This window comes from Anaeromassilibacillus sp. An172, from assembly GCF_002160515.1.
GTDB classification, from domain to species: Bacteria; Bacillota; Clostridia; order Oscillospirales; family Acutalibacteraceae; genus Limousia; species Limousia pullorum.
In genome coordinates, this window is record NZ_NFKS01000032.1 from 16460 (window position 1) to 34362 (window position 17903).

At 43.1% G+C, this 17903-nt stretch carries 8 protein-coding genes; 3 read left to right on the plus strand and 5 right to left on the minus strand.

What is annotated here, in order from left to right; all coding sequences use genetic code 11:
* Nucleotides 1-50 precede the first annotated feature (50 nt).
* Nucleotides 51-5726, plus strand: coding sequence for a glycoside hydrolase family 2 TIM barrel-domain containing protein (locus B5F08_RS12075; RefSeq protein ID WP_087379870.1), 5676 nt, complete (start codon nt 51-53; stop codon nt 5724-5726).
* A 91-nt stretch (nt 5727-5817) separates the two neighbouring features.
* Nucleotides 5818-10398, plus strand: coding sequence for a beta-N-acetylglucosaminidase domain-containing protein (locus B5F08_RS12080; RefSeq protein WP_087379873.1), 4581 nt, complete (start codon nt 5818-5820; stop codon nt 10396-10398).
* Between the two features lie 110 nt (nt 10399-10508).
* Here B5F08_RS12080 and B5F08_RS12085 read toward each other — a convergent pair whose 3' ends face one another.
* From B5F08_RS12085 to B5F08_RS12100, 4 genes are read right to left on the minus strand one after another with little or no spacing between them, the layout of a single operon-like run.
* A complete protein-coding gene (locus tag B5F08_RS12085) occupies nt 10509-11426 on the minus strand; it encodes a sugar phosphate nucleotidyltransferase (protein WP_087379876.1) in 918 nt (305 codons plus the stop codon).
* A gap of 25 nt (nt 11427-11451) precedes the next feature.
* A complete protein-coding gene (locus B5F08_RS12090) occupies nt 11452-12264 on the minus strand; it encodes a Cof-type HAD-IIB family hydrolase (protein WP_087379879.1) in 813 nt (270 codons plus the stop codon).
* A 28-nt stretch (nt 12265-12292) separates the two neighbouring features.
* Nucleotides 12293-13672 (minus strand): UDP-N-acetylmuramoyl-tripeptide--D-alanyl-D-alanine ligase, encoded by a 1380-nt coding sequence (locus tag B5F08_RS12095; RefSeq protein ID WP_242968464.1) that lies wholly within the window; start codon nt 13670-13672, stop codon nt 12293-12295.
* Between the two features lie 4 nt (nt 13673-13676).
* A complete protein-coding gene (locus B5F08_RS12100; protein WP_087379882.1) occupies nt 13677-14720 on the minus strand; it encodes a D-alanine--D-alanine ligase family protein in 1044 nt (347 codons plus the stop codon).
* 296 nt (nt 14721-15016) lie between these two features.
* Between B5F08_RS12100 and fba the strand changes: the two genes are divergently transcribed.
* Nucleotides 15017-15883, plus strand: a complete 867-nt coding sequence (gene fba / locus B5F08_RS12105; RefSeq protein ID WP_087379885.1) for a class II fructose-1,6-bisphosphate aldolase — start codon at nt 15017-15019, stop codon at nt 15881-15883.
* A gap of 377 nt (nt 15884-16260) precedes the next feature.
* Here fba and B5F08_RS12110 read toward each other — a convergent pair whose 3' ends face one another.
* Nucleotides 16261-17361, minus strand: a complete 1101-nt coding sequence (locus B5F08_RS12110) for a GDSL-type esterase/lipase family protein (RefSeq protein WP_158096305.1) — start codon at nt 17359-17361, stop codon at nt 16261-16263.
* Between the last annotated feature and the right edge of the window lie 542 nt (nt 17362-17903).

Consider the following 17903-nt stretch of genomic DNA (forward strand, 5'->3'; position numbering starts at 1 on the left):
TCGAGTATAAATATAAATTCTGATCTATTTTAGAAAAAAGGAGGAAAAAGATGAAGAATTTAAAGAAAATTGTATCTCTTGCACTTACAGTTTTGATGCTTTCAAGTGTAATGGTACAAACTTCATCGGTTTTTGCCGAAGAAGCACAGGAAACAACTCAGGAAACCACAACGGCGGTTGCTGAGGAACAGCCGGACGGAACATATCTGCCTGAGGAAGTGGAAGACGAAATCACTTCCGGAGAGGCTTCAGCCAGACTTGTTCTTGAAAGCGGCAATGAAGAAGAGGCAGCACCGCTTGCCGACAACGGTGACTCAATTTTCACTCATGACGAGTGGAAGGGCACAGGAGATAACGTAGATGTTTTTGGTATAAACGTGCTTTCTCCCTCAACATCTGCATTTTTGCCTTACGACACAGTGGACAATGCATTTTTGGGTTCACTTAACTATGATAAGGATAAATCACCTTATTATCAAAAGCTCACAGGCGAGGAAAATCAGGATTGGGAACTTGTTGTTCTTCAGAATGACACTGTTGCCAAGAGCGAAAATTATGCAAATTTCTATGAGCCAAGCTACGATATAAACAGCGCAAGCGGCTGGAAAACAGGACTTCAGCTTCCTTGCAGCTGGACAATGCAGGGCTTTGACTACTCAATCTATACAAATACTGTAGTTCCTTTCCAGGGCAGCGAGCAGTGGGGCAACAACATGGCTCCTCAGGCTCCTACAATTTACAACCCTGTAGGCCTTTACAGAAAGACATTTACAGTTGACGAGTCTTTGAAGTCTGCAACAGGCAGAGTTATGATTTCTTTCCAGGGCGTTGAGTCTGCATATTATGTATACCTCAACGGCAAGGAAATCGGCTACAGCGAGGACTCCTATTCTCCTCACTATTTCGACATTACAGACGCTTTGAACTATGACGGTGAAAACGTTCTGGCAGTTGAGGTTCACAAGTTCAGCGACGCTACATGGATGGAGCTTCAGGATATGATTAAGGACGGCGGTATCTTCCGTGACGTATTTATCGTTGCAACTCCTGAAACATATGTAAGCGATTATCAGGTTGTTACAGACCTCAACGAGGACTATACAAAGGCTGACCTTGATTTCACAGATATCAAAGTTACAAACAACGGTTCACAGGCCGGAGAATATACTGTTAAAGTTCAGCTCAAAAACGAGGACGGCACAAACTTCCTTGAGGAAACAACACTTGCCACAGTTACAGTAAACGGCGGCGAAACAAAGTCAGTAACAGGCAGCGTTGAAAATCTTGCTCCAGAACTTTGGTCAGCGGAAAACCCGAACCTCTATACAATGATTCTCACTCTCTATGATGCAGATGGCAATATGGTTGAAGCTGCTTCTCAGGAGATTGGTTTCAGAGAAATCGGATTTACAAGAACAGAGGTTGCTGACAGAGCAAACAACGACTATACAATTAACACAACAGAATATCAGCAGGTTACAATCAACGGTGAGCCTTTGGTATTCAAGGGTGTTAACAGACACGACACAGACCCTGTTTACGGAAAATATGTTTCCGAAGAGGTTTATGAAAAGGATATCGAGCTTATGAAGCTCAACAACATCAATGCTGTTCGTACCTCTCACTACAGCAACGATGAGTATCTTTACTGGCTCTGCGATAAATATGGTCTTTACATAATGGCAGAAACAAACGCAGAGTGCCATCAGTTCCTTGACGCAAGAAAAGACGCTTCTATATTTAAGAAGATGTTCCTTGACAGACAGGCAACAACATTCAACAGACTTAAAAACTATACATCTATTGTTATGTGGTCAATCTGTAACGAAACTTTCTACAATAAGGACGCAAGCTGGAGTGACTACATGTTTGCAGAGGCAATCTGGTACTTTAAGGACAGAGATACAACTCGTCCGGTACACTCCGAAGGTGCCACAGGTAAATTTGTAGAGCAGGGCAAAGCATGGATGGGCGTTGACGTAGCAAGCCATATGTATCCAACAGTTGACCAGGTTCAGGCAAGAGCCGACGACCCAACAGGACTTCCTTATGTAATCTGCGAATACGACCACGCAATGGGCAACGCAGTGGGAAGCCTTAACGATTATTGGGATATTATAAGAAGCTCAGACAATATGATGGGCGGCTTCATTTGGGACTGGGTTGACCAGTCAAGAAGAATCAGCTTTGAGGATGAGTTCGGTGCAGTTTACAATGTATCTGACCTCAGCTCAAACAAAAAGACAGGTACACTTAATGCAAACGCAATAAACGATGTAAACGCTGACGAGGCTCTTTCTTCAAAGTCTGTTGACGGTTACACAACAATGGATGATTCAGCTTTCTATAATCAGTATCTCTCAGGTACTGACAAGCAGTTCACCATGGAAGTTACTGTTAAGCCAAATTCAACAGCTACTAACCAGATATTTATCGCTAAGGGCGACACTCAGGTTGCATTTAAGACAACAACAAACGCTATCGAGTTCTTTGTGTACTCAGGCGGTTGGAGAAGCGTATCAGCAAACTATCCAAGCGATTGGGTTGGCAACTGGCATCAGCTTGCAGTAACCTATAATAAGGGTGCAGTTAGCATTTACTGTGACGGAGTTCTTTTGAAATCCGCAACTATTGCAAACAGCATTGCATCAACCAACACAGCTTTGGGCGTTGGTATAAGCGCAGACAACGGCAGAACACTTGACGGTGAAATCGGCGTTGCAAGAATTTATAACAAGGCTCTTACTCTCGACGAGATTAAGGCTCAGAACAGCACATCTCCTGCTATCACAGCAGACAACGAAAGCGTTATTCTTTGGTTGGATTACAGCCAGAGCATAGGCGAGTCAAAGCCAATAGATGCATGGGATTACTATGCAGAGGACTATGCTCATCAGACCCTCTATAATGAGGAAATGGACGGATACTTCTTCGGTTACGGCGGTGACTGGGGAGAGACAGGTCACCAGGGCAGCTTCTGCGCAAACGGTCTTATATCTCCTGACAGAGATCCACAGCCTGAAATCGCTCAGGTTAAGTACGAGTATCAGGACTTCTGGTTTGAGGCAGACAGAGACAGTCTCTTAAACGGAACTGTAACTGTTAAGAGTGAAAACTCCAGCAAGTCACTTTCAGACTACGACGTTACATGGGAAATCCTCAAGGACGGCGAAGTTTTTGACACAGGCGCAATAATCGGCGATATCGCTCCATGCGAAACAGGTTCAATCCTTCTCGACGGCTTTACTTTCCCAACAGGTGAGGACGGCGTTGAGTACTATCTCAATATCAATGTTAAGCTCAAAGAGGCTACAGACTGGGCAGACGCAGGCTATGTAATCGCTTACGAGCAGTTCTTCCTTGACACAGACGTATACTCTGTAGAGGCAGAGGTTTCCGATAAGGAAGTTACAGTTGATGATTCTGCTGCTGACTATATCACAGTAACAGGTGAAAACTTCAACTTTAAGATTAACAAGACAACAGGCGCTATTGAGAATTACACAGTAGGCGGCGAAGTTTTGATTACAGAGGGTCCTGTACCTTCATTCTGGAGAGCAAAGAACGCCAACGACCGTGCTCTCAATGCAGCATGGAAACAGGTAGACGACAACGTAACACTTGACAGCAGCGAGGTTACAACAAACGACAAGGGACAGACTGTTATTAAGACAGTTCTCAACCTCAGCGGAGCAGCTGCAAACTGTGACGAGATTATCGAGTACACAATCGACGGCAGCGGAGCAATTACAGTTGACGTTACAGTTGACAACAGCTCTGTTACAAGCCTTGGCAGATATTCAAGACTTGGTACAGTTATGACTCTTCCGGCAGGCGCAGAGCAGATGACATGGTACGGCGCAGGCGGAGTTGAATCCTACAGCGACAGAAACACATTTGCAAAATACGGTATCTACACAGATACAGTTACAAACATGTACTATCCGTTTATTGACGTTCAGGACAGCGGTAACCTTACAAATGTTAAGTGGATTGCTGTTACAGACGAAAATAAGGCAAACGGCGTTGTTATAGCAGGCGACAACTTTGAAGCAAGCGCATTGCACTTTACTTCAGATCAGCTTGATTCTGCAACACATCCATATGAGCTTACACCAAGCGAGAACACATATCTTGCAGTAAACTACGGTTCAGACGGTAACGGTAACTCAAGCTGCGGACCTGATACACTTCCTCAGTATCAGATTTTGAATGATAAGGCATACAATTATAAATATACAATTATCCCATTCGCTACATCTTCTACAGATGCAGAGATTATGGATGCAACAAGAGGATACAGAACAGTAGGCACAACAGGTGACGAGGTTGTTGTGGAAGAGCCTGAAACAGCTCTTGACAGAACAGGAATGACAGCTACAGCTTGCTCACAGTATTCCAACCAGATTGGCGTTGGCATAGACGGAGCAGCAGGCAGCGTTCTTGACGGCAACAACAACACATTCTGGCATACAAACTGGGCAAGCGATACAACCTGCACAGAGCAGAATCCGCACTGGATTGAAATCGACCTCAACGGCGAAAAGGAAATCAGCAAGCTGACCTATTTGCCAAGACAGGATTCTCCAAACGGAAGAATTTTGAAGTTCAACCTTGTAATCACAAAGGCTGACGGTTCAACAGAAACAATAGTTGAAGGTCATACATGGGCAGATTCAAGCGCATTGAAGACAGTTGAGTTTGACGCTGTAAAGGCTACAAAGGTTAAGATTGTTATCACATCCGCAAAGGGCGACAAAAACGGAACCCACGCAACAGCAGCAGAAATCAACCTTTATTCTTCTGTTACAAAGGATATGCTTCAGGAGCTTTACAACGAGAACCTCGGAAAGAACGAGGCTGACTACACAGCAAAATCCTGGGCAGCATTTGCAGAGGCTTTGGAGAATGCAAAGACAGTTCTCGAAAACGAGGCTGCAACTTCCGCAGACTATAAGGATGCATACATGAAGCTTGCAACAGCAGCTGCAAACCTGAAGAGCTCAGGAAGCACACCTGTAGAGCCTGAAGAGGACTACAAGCTTATTCCGCAGGAGAATTTGAGCGGTAAAGTTTCTTCTGTTCATGAGGGCAACGGAATTGAACTTGCTTTCGACGGCAAGGAGAACACATATTACCATTCAGCATGGAACGCAAACGACGGTACAATGCCTGATATGGCAAACAACGAAAACAACGAAATTACCATTGACTTGGGCGGCACATACACAGTTGGAAAGCTCACTTATCTCCCAAGAAGAGATGAGGGACTCCACAGCGGAAGTATGAACGGTAACATTGTTAAGTATGAGATTTATTACAGCACATCAGAGTCCGGCGACGACTTCGTAAAGCTTGACGAAGGAACATGGGCAGAGGACTACACAGAAAAGACTGTAGAGTTCACACCTGTTGAAGCAAGAAGAATCCAGCTTAGAGCAGTGGGAACAATGGGCGAAGGCACACAGCAGAACCTCTTCATAAACGCTGCGGAAATCAACGTATATGAATACACTAAGTCCATTGAGCCTGAGTATCAGTTGGGCGATGTAAACCACGACGGAAAAATTACTGTAAACGATGCAACATATATCCAGCTTTACTGCGCAGACAGAATTGACGAGTCTTTGACATTTGACCTTTCATTGGCAGATTATGACAAGGACGGTTCTGTTTTGGTAGACGACGCAACAGCAATTCAGCTTATGCTGGTTAAATTGGCTTAATCGTTAACGGTTATTTAAGTCACTGACATTGCAGCCTGTACTTGGTGCAGGCTGCAATGAAATATAAAAAACAGGAAAGGACAGTGAGACGATGAGAAAGAGAATTATTAGCGTGATTCTCAGCGCATTGATGATTTCTTCTTCCTTTATGGCCTTAGGCTCAGTAAGCGCAGAAGAAACCGGTGCAGGAAACAATGCGGATACTTACGAGATTTATCCTATTCCCCAGAGTATTACATACGACGGCGGGGAATTTGCGCTGGATAAAGTAAATATCCACTACACAAAAAACATTGATGAAGCTACAAGAAATCACGCAGAGAGCGCATTTGAGGACAACGGATTTACCGTTGAGCAGTCCGCAGATGCACTGAATGTTTACGTTGAAGTTAACGGAGACGAAGGCGGAGAAAAGCTTTTGGGCGATATTAACGGAGACGGAAATATTACATCTGATGACGTTACTCAACTTCAGAAATACCTCATAAGAATGAAAGGTATTACAATCGATGAGAGCGTTGCCGATGTAAATTACGATAAGGCAATAAACGTAGTTGACGCAACAATGATTCAGCTTATTGTTGCCGGAAAGCTTGCAATGCCTCAGGTAAACACAGTTTATGTAAACGATGTTGTTCCTACAGTTTTTGAGGACCTTTACGACAAGACAGACGCTTACATGCTGAAAATTGAGGAAGGCAAAATCACAATTATCGGTAAGAACACAGACGCTGCTTTCTACGGAGTTTCTACACTTGAACTCATCCTTGAGCAGTGCGCAGAATCAAAGACAATTAAGACTCTCACAGTAGAGGATTACTCAGACGCTCAGTTCAGAGGCTTTATCGAGGGTTACTATGGTATTCCTTGGTCCGATGAGGACAGAATAAGCCTTATGGAATTCGGCGGCAAGTTCAAGGCTAATACATACGTATTCGCTCCTAAGGACGACGCTTACCACAGCGCAAAGTGGACAGAGCTTTATCCTGAGGACAGACTTCAGGAAATGAAGAAGATGGTAGACGCAGGCAACGCTTCCAAGTGTAAGTTTGTATGGTCAATCCATCCGTTTATGTATAATGCCATTACAGAAGCAAACTATGACCAAAGACTTGAAACAATCAAGGCTAAGTTTGAACAGCTTTACAGCATAGGCGTAAGACAGTTCGGTATCCTTGCTGACGACGCTTCCAGTCCTGTTGCAATCCAGAACAGAATCTGCAAGGATATGTGGGCATGGTGTGAAGAAAAGGGCGACGTTTACGACCTTATCTTTGTTCCCCAGGGCTACAACAAGGCGTGGTCAAACGCTCAGTATTTTGCTGATTTGATGGACGGTATGCCTGAGCAGGTTCAGGTAATGTGGACAGGCGACTCTGTTTGCGGCTGGGTAACCCAGGGTACTTTTGACTACTTCAAGCAGATAGCAGGAAGAGAAGCTTTCATGTGGCTTAACTGGCCTGTAAACGATATCAACAAGGTTCGTATGCTCATGGGTAAGGGCGAAGTTTTAGGCGCAGGCGTAACAGGCTTCACCGGTATTCTTACAAACCCAATGCAGCAGGCAGAGGCTTCCAAGGTATCTATCTTTGCTATTGCCGACTACACATGGAACAGAGATACATTTGATGTTGATAAGAGCTGGCAGGACAGCTTCAAGTATATCGACGAGGGCGCACCTGACGCACTTTATGAGTTTGCAAAACACAACTCCGACCCAAGCCCGAATACACACGGACTTGTTCTCCAGGAGTCAGAGGAGCTTAGACCGTTCCTCGATGAATTTACCACAGCTCTCGCAGGCGGCGACGCTGCCCAGATAAAGGAAAAGGGCGACGCAGTTGTTGCAGAGTTCGAAAAGATTGTTGCCGCTTTAAATGAATACAGAGAAAAGGGAACAAACGAAAGACTTAAAACAGAGCTTGAGCCATGGCTCAATTCAATGGAATATATTTCACAAGCAGCTATCGGATTTGTAAAGACAGGTATTGCTCTTGCAGAGGGCGATGAAGAAGCAGCATGCGCTAACTACCTTGAGGCATCAGCAGCTTTGACAAATTCAAAGAACTGCCCTGTACAGAATATCTCCGGCCCGCAGAACGTTGAAGCAGGCGCAAAGAGAATTATTCCGTTTGTAACAAAACTCAGCAACGAACTTTCACCAAAGGTTCTTGCAATTATCGACCCGAACTACGGCTCAGCTGAGAGATACACAGCTAAGGGCGTTATTAAGTCTTCAGGTTATACAGGCGCATATTCCGGAAGCGACGCAAACCTTATTGACGGAGACGACACATCATCAGTATGGTATAGCACAGCAGACGACAACCTTAAGGCAGGCGAGTGGATTGGAATCGAGCTTGACGAGGCTAAGCCAATCGGAGAAATCAGAATTCTCCAGGGTAAGGACGCTTCTCACGGCGATATTATCGCAAAGGGCGTTATTGAGTATTCAACAGACGGCGAAACATATACAGAGCTTATGAGATTTGAGGATGGAAGAAAGGAAGTTACTTTCGACGCTTCTTCATTGAATGTTACAGCTAAGTATATCCGTCTCAGAGTTCTTGAGAATACAGGCAAGTGGTCTGCATTCAGAGCTTTTGATGTTTATGCTCCGACAGCTTCATCATCAAGCAGCGTATACACAAATATCCCTGTACTTGCCGGTTCTCAGACAGAGTTCACAACAGATACAGGCGTTTTGACAATCAACAAGGAAATCACCTTGAAGAACGGCAAGTACATAGGAATTGTACTCCCGAGAATCCGTGACGTTATTTCTATTGAAGGCGTTGAAGCTCCGGAAGGCGTTGTAATCGAAGTATCAGAAAACGCAGTAGAGTGGAGCGAGTACAATGGCGGCGAAGTCAATGCAAGATATGTAAGATATATCAACAAGGGCGAAGCTGATGCTGTATTTAATTTCGCAGCACTCACAGTTAAGTCCGATGAAATAGTTGCTCCTTACGTATCAGATACAAACTTCACATCTATCGAGGGCGCAGCAAACGCATTCGACTATAACAGAGGCACAATGGCATGGTTCAAGAATGCTCAGGGTGCAGGCAAGTACTTCACATACGATTTGGGCCAGACAATTGACCTTAATAAGCTTGAATTCATCGTTTACGACGGTGAGCATGACTTTATCAGAAACGCAGATATCTCTGTTTCTGAGGACGGAAGCGATTGGACAAAGGTTATCACAATCGGCGACGGCACAACAGATAAGGAAATCGGCGAAATCTACGGCAACCACAACTACCTCATTTCCTACTATTCTGTAAAGAACGAGGAAATCGGCGGTATTCCTGCAAGATACATCAAGGTTGAGCTTACATCCGATGCAGGCGCTTCCGAGAAGTGGGTTCGTTTCTGCGAATTTGAAATCAACGATAACGAGTACAGACCTGTTTCCAACAACCCAACATATGTTGCAGGCGCAGTTGAGCAGGCTAACCACAATGCTGAAAAGATGATGGACGGCGATTTGGCTACAAGCTATATTTCTTCCGCAGCTAACAGCAGCATTTCCTACAAGGTATCTGAAAACACAAATGCTGTAACAGATATCACAGTTGTTCAGAACCCTGCAACTATCTCCAACGCAACTGTTAAGATTAGAACAGGCGCAGACACATGGCAGGAAATCGGAACATTGTCAGGAAGCCTTAACAAGATTGCAATTCCTGAGGACGTTGAAAACGTATTCGAGATTAAGTTTGAGTGGGCAGACGTAATTCCTGAAATCTATGAAATGTTCATAGTTACAGACGAAGCTCAGTCAACAGTTGACAAAGGCGCTTTGACAGCTCTTTACAACGAGGTTAAGGACTACGAGGCAAAATACTACACAGAGGATAGCTTTGCAGCATTTGCAGCTGCAAAAGACAACGCTCAGGGCGTAATCATCTTTGCAGCAGCTACAGAGCAGGATGTACAGAAGGCTTTAACAGATCTCCAGAACGCAGTGGACGGTCTTGTAGAAAAACTTGCTGATAAGACAGAGCTTAATGCTTTGATTGCAGAGGCAAAAGAGATAGATACAACTCTTTATACAGATGAGTCCGCCGCAGTGTTCACAGAAGTATTGACTAAAATTGAAGAAAGCGCTGCCTTAGATTTGACAGTTAAGCAGGCAGAAGAGGCAGTAGCACAGCTTCAGGATGCAATTGAAGGCCTTGTTATGAAAGGCGAAACTGTAAAGATTGACCAGTCTGCTCTTACAGCAACTGCACCTAACGTCCATGTAGGAAATGAAGCAAGGCTTGCCATTGACGGAAATACAGGAACATGGTGGCACACAAAGTGGGCTACAGAGTCTCCTCTTCCTACAATCGGTGAGGACGGCGTAGATAACTACATCGAAATTGATTTGGGACAGAACAGATATGTAAATAAGATTACATATTTACCGAGAACAGACTCAAGCTCCAATGGTACAATCACAGGATATAAGGTGATGTATAGCACAGAAGCTGAGGGAGATAATTTCGTAGAGGTTAAAGGCGGTTCAGGTACATGGGCAAACAACAAAAATGAGAAATCAGCAGAATTTGTTCAGGTTAATGCACGCAGAATCAGACTTGTTGCAACTTCAACAGTAGGAGATAAAGCTAACGCATTTATCAGTGCCGCTGAAATCAATGTTTACGAAATAGTTCAGTAAACTGAAATCGGGCGAAAGCCTTAAATAAGGACACCGGCTTGTCGAAAGACAAGCCGGTGTTTTCGTAATACAGATAAAAAATAAGGGCGGACAATTCCGCCCTTTTAATATTAGATTTTATAGCTTTCATCAATCTGCTGGAGTTCGCCGAAGGTGTCGATTTCCACAATGTCGCCTTCAAAGCAGGGTCTTACATGGATTTCATAGTTGTCCATACAAAATCTCAGGGCAACCTCGTCCCAGTACTTTTCTGTTCCGCCCTCCATGTTGTAAACCTTTTCAATGTCGCTTGACATCTTTTTTCCGTCATCTTCTGTCCAGTAGGAAATGCCGTACATGTGATAGCAGTTTTCGCTTCCCACAAGAAGCTCCTTTATAACGCTGTTTTCAACCTTGAAGCACCAGTCGTCTGTGTAGTCCTTGTACTGTCCCAGATAGTTGCTTCTGTACTCGTATTTTCTGATAAGATGAGGATTGCTCACAAGGAGGTCAGCCTCGCAGACATAGGCGTTTTCAAGCAAATCCTTTGCAATAAGGGCAGAGGAGATGTTGTTTGCCTTGTTGTAAAGGTGGTTTTCTATGAATTTAATATTTGGATACTTGTATTTAAGCTGGTCGAACTGCTCCCACAGATATCCTCTTATGAGGACGATTTCAGGAATTTCGGCTTTTTCGATGGCGTCAAGGAGAGTTTCAATTATCATCTTTCCGTGAACTCTAACCAGTGGCTTTGGAGTGTTGAGTGTTATAGGAACCATTCTTGAGCCGAAGCCTGCGGCGAGAATAACCGCTCTTTTTACTCTGTATGGTTCAAGTGTTTCAAGACCCTTTTCTGTAACCTTGTAACCGCCGTTGCTGTCCTGCTCCAAAACACCGTCATTTTCAAAGTCAGAGCAAATTCCCTTTACAAGCTCTGCGGGAAGTCTTGTTTCTGTGGAAATTCTTCCCACTCCGGGATTTTCATTATTCTCTCTGTTTTCTCTTTCTGCAAATGCAAGGATTTCAAATTGATTGTTTGTAATATTCATTTTTATTCCCTTTCCATAAGCCTAATTATTTTCCGAAAAAGAATTTTTCAATTCCTGCGGCAACTCCGTCCATGTCGTTGCTCAAAGTGACGTAGTCAGCGGCGTTCAAAACCTCAGGGCAGGCGTTTGCCATTGCAATTCCCATACCTGCGGTTTTTATAAGCTCCACATCGTTAAATCCGTCGCCAAAAGACATGGTTTCCGATATGTCCACATTGTTTATTTCTGCAAGCTTTGTTATGGCTTCTCCCTTGTTTACGCCTATTGGAACAAGCTCTAAGAAAAATGCTTCCGACTTGAATACGTCAAGTCTGCCCTTGAACTGCTCTTTGTAAATTTTCTCAAGCTTTGCGATTGTTTCCGGCTCGCCGGTCAAAAGACATTTGTTTATGGGGAAATCCACAAACTTTACAAAGTCGTCCACAAAATGGAGATTCATGCCCACTATGCTCGGTTCGATTTCGGTGTATTTGTTGCGGCTGTTTGAAGCGATAATTTCATCGGCGGTGTATGTATTTATTGTTATGTCCATACCTTTGATGCCTTCGCAGATTTCCGGAATGTACTCATGGGGAAGCTCTCTGCTGTAGATAATCCTGTTGTCACTGCAATCCATTATAAGACCGCCGTTGTAGCACATGATATATCCGCCGAATTTTGAAAGCTTCAGCTTTTCCGCCTGTCTTGTTGCCCCTTTAAATGGTCTGCCTGTAGCTATGGCAACCTTACAGCCCATTTTCTGAATTTTTATAAGTATATCACTGTTTTTATCGCTTATTTCGTGCCGGGAATTTACCAAAGTTCCGTCCAAGTCAAGTGCGACAATTTTATAATCCATAAAAAATTTTCCTGCCTTTATATAATCCTTATTTTAACTTTTCCAAAGCCTTTGTAATGTTTTCAAAGTGCATTGAGTGGGAAGCCTTTACAAGCACCGTATCGTTTTCCTTGATAACGTCGTAAATCCTTTCGCATGCCTCTTCCGTGGTGGCGAAATATATGGATTTTTCCGGCATCTGTGCTCCCAGATATATGTTCTTGGCAAGGTCGCCCACAGCCACAAGCACGTCAACTCCGTGTCTGTGGAGGTATTTTCCTGTTTCAATGTGGTAATCCTGGGTCTTAGTGCCAAGCTCTTTCATATCGCCCAAAACCGCAACCTTTCTGCCCGGGAACTTTACAAGTGTGTCTATAGCGCCCTGTACAGATGTGGGGTTTGCGTTGTAGCAGTCGTCTATTATTGTTATAAATCCTGTATCAATAACCCTTGCACGGCTTCCTACAGTTTCATAGGCGGCAATTCCCTTTACAATTTCTTCGTCGGAAAGACCGAGAGCCTTTCCCACCGCAAAAGCCGCAAGGGCGTTTGTAACCATGTATGTTCCGATTGCCGGAATGAAAACACGGTTCTTCACATTGTCGTAAACAATGTCGCAGGCTATTCCGTCACGGACATCACCTGAAATATTTTCAGCGTGGAAAGTGTTCTTATCTGAAATTCCATAGAATATTGGGACTATTCTGTGATTTTCCACTGTTACCTCGTGGATTTTTGCAAGCTTGTCGTCGTCGCCGTTTAAAAATATCATGCCGTTAGGGTTCATGTTGGCAAACATTTCGGTTTTTGCCTTGCATACTCCGTCACGGTCAATAAGGTTTTCCAGGTGACAGCATCCGATGTTTGTTATAAGACAGAAGTCGGGGCGGACAATTTTTGAAAGTCTTGTCATCTCTCCGAAATCTGAAATACCCATCTCGATTACGGCAATCTCGTGTTCCTCCTCAAGTCCGAAAATTGTGAGAGGAACGCCCAGCTCGTTGTTAAAGTTGCCCTGGGTTTTGTGAACCTTAAATTTCTGGGAAAGAACGCTTGAAAGCATTTCCTTAGTGGAAGTTTTTCCCACGCTTCCGGTAACTCCTATAAAAGGAATGTCGAAAAGACCTCTGTAAAAAGCTGCGATATCCTTTAAAGCCCGGAGAGTAGAATCAACCAGAATGTAAGGTTTGTCGGTTTCTATTTCATTTTCTGAAATTGCACAGACTGCGCCCTTTTCAAAACAGGGGATAATAAAGTCGTGTCCGTCAACACGTTCCCCTTTAATGGCGGCAAAAAGTGAGCCTTCGCCCACTTTTCTGCTGTCGGTAAATATATTTTTAATTACAATGTCAGCGTCTTTTTCGTTTCCGAAAAGCCTGCCGCCGCAGGCGCCGGCAACCTGACCCACTGTTATTTTTTTCATTGCCATATTTTTACCTCTTATGATATTTATCCAAAGACAAGGCTATAATGTTTTCGCAAAGCTCGCCGTATTCAATGCCCTGAACCAAAGCTTCCTGAGGGAGCAGGCTCATAGGTGTCATGCCCGGCAGTGTGTTTGCCTCAAGACAATACATATCGCCCTTTTCGTCCATTAAAAAGTCTATTCTTGAATAAGCCTGGAGCATCAAAGCCTTGTAAGCCTGTTCTGCATACTGCTTCATTCTTATTGTGGACTGAGAATCAAGCTCAGCCGGACAAATTTCATCTGTCAAGCCGCTCTGATATTTGTTCTTATAATCATAGAAACCTGTTTTCGGTCTTATTTCGATAATCGGCAGAGCCTTTCCGTCCAAAAGTCCAACGGAAAATTCTCTTCCCTTTATATACTGTTCAACGATTACTTCTTCCTCATAGCGGAAAGCCTCTTTCATAGCTGACAAAAATTCATCTCTGTCATTGGCTATGGAAACTCCGACGCTGCTTCCGCCTGAGCATGGCTTTACAACACATGGGAAAAAGTTCCATGTTTCAACAGGTGTTTTCTTATTGAATACCTGACCCTTAGGAACAGGAACTCCGTTGTAGGCAAGAACGCTCTTGCTTATGCCCTTATGCATGGAAATTGCACTGCCCAGACAGCCTGTTCCGGTGTATCTTATGCCCAAAAGGTCAAAGGTTGCCTGGAGCTTTCCGTTCTCTCCGACGTCGCCGTGGAGGGCAAGAAAAGCTATATCCGCACAGCGGCATATTTCCTCTATATTCTGACCTAAGAAACGGTCTGATTTATCCTTACGCATGGCTTTAATCTGCTTGAGATTAGGCACATCCTCGCTTATAACCGCATTTTTTGTGAAATCGTAACCCTGTCTGAAAAGCTCTTCGGGATCACAATTGTCTTTTTCGTACCCCATATAAACGTCAAGCAAAACCACCTGATGTCCACGCTCACGCAGAGCCTTGGAAACAAGGGAACCTGAGGTTATGGAAACATCTCTTTCTGTGCTGAGTCCGCCTGACAAAACTGCAATTTTCAAAAGGAACACTCCCTCTACATTATAATCTGATATATTATACCACTTAGAAATTATGTTGTCTATTGTGTAGATAAAAATTTGTTGAACAATGAAAATGTTTGCAATATACAATGAAAAAACTTACGGCGTATTTTAAGCTTTTATCAGATTTCTACACATTTTTCAAAGATTTTTGTTTGGCTTCAGTTATTCTTCTTGATATTTTTAACAGAGTATTGTATAATTAAAGCGTATAGGAGCACAGATTTGTTTTGTGTGCCCGTTATATCAATTTATATTATCGGAGGTAGATTTCAATGCCATTAGTAAATGCTCGTGATATGCTCACAAAAGCAAAGGCAGGCCACTATGCAGTAGGCCAGTTCAACATCAACAACCTTGAGTGGACAAAGGCTATTCTTCTTACAGCTCAGGAGCTTAATTCACCGGTTATCCTTGGTGTTTCCGAGGGTGCAGGCAAATATATGTGCGGCTACAAGACAGTTGTAGGCATGGTTAACGGTATGCTCGAGGAACTCAACATCACTGTTCCGGTTGCTCTCCACCTTGACCACGGTTCATACGAAGGCGCTCTCAAGTGCATCGAAGCAGGTTTCAGCTCTGTTATGTTCGACGGTTCTCACTATCCAATCGAAGAGAACGTTGAGAAGACAAAAGAGCTCGTAGCTATCTGCAACGAGAAGGGTCTCTCTCTCGAGGCTGAAGTTGGTTCAATCGGCGGCGAAGAAGACGGCGTTATCGGCGCTGGCGAGTGCGCAGATCCGGAAGAGTGCAAGAAGATTGCTGACCTCGGCGTTACAATGCTCGCAGCAGGTATCGGCAACATCCACGGCAAATATCCGGAAAACTGGCAGGGACTCAGCTTTGAGACTCTCGACGCTGTTCAGAAGCTCACAGGCGCAATGCCATTGGTTCTCCACGGCGGCACAGGTATCCCAGCTGACATGATTAAGAAGGCTATCGACCTCGGTGTTTCCAAGATCAACGTTAACACAGAGTGTCAGCTTGCTTTTGCTGAGGCTACAAGAAAGTACATCGAAGCAGGCAAAGACCAGCAGGGTAAGGGCTTTGACCCAAGAAAACTCCTCGCTCCTGGTTTCGAGGCTATCAAAGCAACAGTTAAAGAGAAAATGGAACTCTTCGGCTCCATCGACAAAGCATAATTTTATTTCCGCCTTGCAAAACTTCCTTTTGGAAATAAGCATCGTTTCAAGGCGGGCGAGACGTTTTCCTAATTTATTTGGAATGGCTCGCCTACAGTTAGCTTTGATATTTTAATTGTAAAAACAAACCGTGGTTTTTCTATAATAAAATAAGAAAAGCCACGGTTATTTTTATAACTGTTTATTTTAATTCCGCCTTGCAAAAGTTATTTTGAGAAATAAACGTGATTTCAAGGCGGGAGAGACGTTTTCCTAATTTATTTGGAATGGCTCGCCTACAGTTAGCTTTGATATTTTAATTGTAAAAAACAAACCGTGGTTTTTCTATAATTAAGAAAAGCCATGGTTTGTTTATTGTATTATTTCAACTATTTACATTATATGTTAATCATTTGTGAAATAAACATCTGCAAAAGAGTTGCATCTGTAATTGAGATTTCTCCATCATCATTTAAATCGGCAAGAGAAATGTTAAATGTATCGCCCAGGTCTGCACCCACAACATACATCTGTATCATAGTAACATCATTTGTATCAATAACTCCGTTCATGTCTACATCGCCCTTTGTATACTCAGGCTCATTTGGAATCACTGCGCTTACTGCATTTGCTATAAGGGAATGACCGTAAGCGTTTGGATGGAAGTCAAGAGAAAGGCCAAAGAGAGAGAAAACAGCGTTTGTTGGATTTTCCTCTGCTGCCTTTAAAGCTGTATAAGTATCAGCAACAGAACATCCCAGCTGAGTGCACAAAACTGCTACTAAAGAATTGATAGTCTGAATACCACTATCCAAAGCGCCTTCCAAAGCTTTAAACTTTAAAGTGTATTCATCAGTTCCGGTCAAGGTACCTGCTGCAAAGCTGTAAGGATTGTACTGATTTGTCAAAATAATAGCAGTCTGAGGATTTATGGCTTTAATAGCTGCAATTATCTGAGGAAAGTTTTTCTGTACTCCTGCAATTGCAGTCTGACACTCAGTTGAAGAGTCGAAATCCTCGGCAATTCCTAAAGCGAAGTTAAGCACAATAAAATTATTTCCCAAAATATCGTTTTTGATATCTTCGGCTGTTTTGTTTGCGCCCTCGTTTGCTTCGTTATAGCTTCTTGCAACGTATTCAAAAAATGCGCCTACAAAATCGTTTCCGCCTATTGTAATGGTGACAACATCAGCAGTTGACAAAGCGGCTACTGTTTCCGCCTCAGAAAGCTTTGCAAGAAGAGAAGCAGTTGTTGCTCCGTCCTCTGCAAGAGAGGTGAGATTAAAAGAGTTTTGTTCGGCAACAAGCTGAGTAAATGCTTTTTCACCCTCAGCAAGTCCGTAGCCGGTAGAAATACTGTCGCCGAGAGCTACGTAATTTTTTGCGTCAGTTTCCTCAGCTCCTGCTGTTACAGTTATAATGGAAAAAACCATACATGCAGCAAGAGCAAAAGACACCATGCGTGCAAAAACTGACTTGGTGTTTTTTGTGTGTTTCATAAATATGTCCTCCTTTTTGTGATAAATGGCCTTAATACAAGCCAAAATCCAGAAAAGTATTGAAAATATATCAATACTATAAAAATAGTATACTATACAATACATCGACAATGCAATAGTTGGATTGTGATTTATATAAAAAATAAAAATTCTGATATGGCTAAAAACACATATTGTTATGAACGGTATTCAAAACGAAAACAAAAGGATAAAACCTGCATATACTATATAGGAAAGAAAAATGTAGAAACAGTTTTTGATTCAAAAACAGAGAGTATCAGCAGATGTTTTTTGAAAAGAAAAAATATTTTTTAAAAAAATTCAAAATTTTTTTGAAGAGAGAAAAGATTTTTTTGACGGAAGGCGTCGAAAAGCAGTGAGAGGCGGAAATATCTTGTGTTTGTAACATTGATAAACCACAATATATAGGGCGAAAAATAAAAATGAAAAAAAATCAAAAAAAATTCAAAAAAAGTGTTGACAAAAGGGGTGTAATGCTATATAATAGCAACTGTTCCGCTCGGGACGACACGAAAACAGCG

Coding starts and splice junctions, on each gene's coding strand:
- B5F08_RS12090 (WP_087379879.1), bottom strand. CDS start 12,264: ATGGATTATAAAATTGTCGCACTTGACTTGGACGGAACTTTGGTAAAT.
- fba (WP_087379885.1), top strand. CDS start 15,017: ATGCCATTAGTAAATGCTCGTGATATGCTCACAAAAGCAAAGGCAGGC.
- B5F08_RS12080 (WP_087379873.1), top strand. CDS start 5,818: ATGAGAAAGAGAATTATTAGCGTGATTCTCAGCGCATTGATGATTTCT.
- B5F08_RS12075 (WP_087379870.1), top strand. CDS start 51: ATGAAGAATTTAAAGAAAATTGTATCTCTTGCACTTACAGTTTTGATG.
- B5F08_RS12085 (WP_087379876.1), bottom strand. CDS start 11,426: ATGAATATTACAAACAATCAATTTGAAATCCTTGCATTTGCAGAAAGA.
- B5F08_RS12095 (WP_242968464.1), bottom strand. CDS start 13,672: ATGGCAATGAAAAAAATAACAGTGGGTCAGGTTGCCGGCGCCTGCGGC.
- B5F08_RS12110 (WP_158096305.1), bottom strand. CDS start 17,361: ATGAAACACACAAAAAACACCAAGTCAGTTTTTGCACGCATGGTGTCT.